Source organism: Parvibaculum sp. (assembly GCF_035511255.1).
Taxonomy (GTDB): Bacteria; Pseudomonadota; Alphaproteobacteria; order Parvibaculales; family Parvibaculaceae; genus Parvibaculum.
In genome coordinates this window covers 1-1,753 of record NZ_DATKFR010000132.1, presented here as the reverse complement: position 1 = coordinate 1,753, position 1,753 = coordinate 1, and the positions used below count along the sequence as shown (strand labels likewise).

Sequence of the window (1,753 nt, the reverse complement as noted above, 5' to 3'; positions counted from 1 at the left end):
CAAGGACATGGATTTCATCGAGGCGAAACGCGCGGCGGCGCGCGAGATCGCGCTCGCCTTCGGCGTGCCGCCGATGCTGATCGGCATTCCGGGCGACAATACGTTTTCGAATTATCAGGAGGCGAACCGGACCTTCTGGCGGCAGACCGTGCTGCCGCTGGTCGGCCGCACCGCGCGGGCCCTGACGCGGTGGCTGGCGCCGAGGTTCGGCGAGGGGCTGCGGCTCGGCTACGACACCGACGCCATCGAGGCCCTGTCGGCCGAACGCGAGGCGCTGTGGGCGCGGGTGAGCGCGGCGGATTTCCTGACGGAGGACGAGAAGCGTGCGGCGGTGGGGTATGGGAAGGCGGGGTGAGCCTCCCCACACCCCGTGTCATCCCGGCGAAAGCCGGGACCCATTGGTTCCCTCAGCAAGCTCTTGGCGATTGCTGAGCCGGTTATTGCAAATCATTGGATGGCGCGGCGAATTGCGAGGCGAGCGGGTCCCGGCTTTCGCCGGGATGACACTCCTTTTTATGACATTCTTTTTCGATGCGGCCGGAGGCGACCATGAAACTCGGCGAGAATGCGGGCTGGAAGCTCGACCGGCATATTCCGGTGGCGCTGGTCGTCGCCATCATGCTCCAGACCGGCGCGGCGCTGATGTGGTCCGGCGCGGCGGCGGAACGGCTCTCGGCGCTCGAAACACGCTCGGGGCGCACGGACGAAGTGGTCGAGCGCACGGCGCGGCTCGAGGAGCAGTCGCAGGCGATGCGCGCGAGCCTCGCGCGGATCGAGGAGAAGTTGGATCGGGTGGTGGCGGGACGGCGGTAGAAGGCCCTCACCCTCCCACGCCTTCGGCGCGGGTCCCTCCCTCTCCCGCGCGCGGGAGAGGGGCAGGAAGGGCCGGCTGATAAACTAAAGGAACCATCAAACTGAAGAGTGTCGTCCCGGCACGTGTTGCCGGGACCCATCGGGCGCTGACGCGGGATGAGGGCGTTGGGTCCCGGGAATGAATCCCGGGACGACAGGGAATGAGATGAGAGGTCGAGCACCGCTGACGCACGTCGCGGTGCTTTTTTATTGCCAGGAGGTCAGGTGGAACAGCAGCGGTCGGAGCAGAAGGCGACGCGGTTCGATGTCAAGGGATTGCGGGAGGATGGGAGTTTCGAGGGTTATGCGTCGCTCTTCGGCGCGGAGGATCTCGGGCGCGATGTGGTGATGCCGGGGGCGTTCCGGGCGTCGCTCGGCAAGCGGGGCCCTCGCGGCATCAAGATGCTTTATCAGCACGACCCGAACGAAGTGATCGGCGTCTGGATGAAGCTCAGCGAGGACATGCGCGGGCTGCGCGTCGAGGGGAAGCTGCTCCCCGATGTCGGGCGCTCGCGCGAGGTGCTGAGCCTGATGCGCGCCGGCGCGATCGACGGGCTCTCCATCGGCTATCACGTCGTCAAGGCGACGAAGGACGGGAAGACGGGTTTGCGCAAGCTTGTCGAGGTCGATCTCTGGGAAATTTCGGTCGTGACCTTTCCGATGCTGCCCGAGGCGCGGATCAGCGCCGTCAAATCGGGCCGGCGGCCGACCGAGAGGGAACTCGAACGCTGGCTCTCGCGGGATGCGGGGTTCAGCCGTTCGGACGCACGCCGGATCGTTGCCGGCGGCTACAAGGCGCTGACGGTTTCGCGGGACGCGAAAGGCGGCGATGAGGCGACGGCGCGGGCGATCCGCGCGGCGTCGCGGATTTTCAACTGAACAGACATCAAGGAGAGCACGA

General features: G+C 66.6%; 3 protein-coding genes. All 3 read left to right on the top strand.

Going from position 1 to position 1,753, the window contains the following annotated elements; genetic code table 11:
• Positions 1 to 355, top strand: a 355-nt coding sequence (locus VMR03_RS04460) for a phage portal protein (RefSeq protein WP_325402678.1), incomplete at its 5' end; no start/stop codon positions are given.
• Between the two features lie 194 nt (positions 356 to 549).
• Positions 550 to 813: a hypothetical protein gene (locus tag VMR03_RS04455; RefSeq protein ID WP_325402676.1), complete on the top strand. Its 264-nt coding sequence runs from the start codon at positions 550 to 552 to the stop codon at positions 811 to 813.
• Positions 814 to 1,077: 264 nt separating this feature from the next.
• A complete protein-coding gene (locus VMR03_RS04450) occupies positions 1,078 to 1,731 on the top strand; it encodes an HK97 family phage prohead protease (RefSeq protein WP_325402674.1) in 654 nt (217 codons plus the stop codon).
• The last annotated feature ends 22 nt before the right edge of the window (positions 1,732 to 1,753 follow it).

What these genes read in the sequence shown, in the direction of transcription:
- VMR03_RS04455 (WP_325402676.1), top strand. Translation starts at nt 550, where the DNA reads ATGAAACTCGGCGAGAATGCGGGCTGGAAGCTCGACCGGCATATTCCG.